Origin of the sequence: Cellulomonas telluris (assembly GCF_004886325.1) — a bacterium.
In the GTDB taxonomy this organism is placed as follows: Bacteria; Actinomycetota; Actinomycetes; order Actinomycetales; family Cellulomonadaceae; genus Cellulomonas; species Cellulomonas telluris.
The window spans coordinates 1-563 of record NZ_QXFN01000072.1; the positions used below are offsets into that span (position 1 = coordinate 1).

Genomic DNA, 563 nt, shown 5'->3' on the forward strand with positions numbered 1-563 from the left:
GCTCGTGGCGAGCACGACGGCGCGCGCCTCGAGGGTGTCACCGTCGGCGAGCTCGACGACGAACCCGTCGCCGGACCCGCTGATGTCGACGACCTCCGCGCGGCGGCGTACGAGCCGGGCGTTGCCGGGGAACTCCGTCGCAGTGGTCAGCAGGCTCTCGACGTAGCGGCCGAACGCGGCGCGCGGCGCGAAGTCGTGCGGCTGGAACGTCGGGTCGTGGTGGTCGCGCAGCCAGCGCAGGAAGTGCTCTGGATCGCGTGGGAAGGCGCTCATGCCGGAGGCGGGGACGTTGAGGAGGTGGCGGTCGTCGGTCGTGGAGTACGCCTGGCCGCGACCCGTGGTGGGGGCGGGGTCGACGAGCTCGACCCGGAAGCGCGACGACAGCGCGGTCACCAGGTGGGTGGCGACGAGGGTGCCGCCCGCCCCCGCGCCGACCACGACGACCCGACAGCCACCCTCGTTCGTTCCCATGCCGCGCTCCGTCCAATAACTAGAGTGAATTACTGTACTAAAGGTAGCAAGGCGATCGGAGTCGGAGCGAGTCGGCGCCCGGCGTGGCGGAT

1 protein-coding gene is annotated in these 563 nt (G+C 71.2%); it reads right to left on the bottom strand.

Annotation, left to right across the window (positions count from 1 at the left end):
- The coding region (locus tag FB586_RS18790) for an FAD/NAD(P)-binding protein (RefSeq protein ID WP_136520864.1) at nucleotides 1-471 on the bottom strand (471 nt) is incomplete at its 3' end.
- Nucleotides 472-563 lie beyond the last annotated feature (92 nt).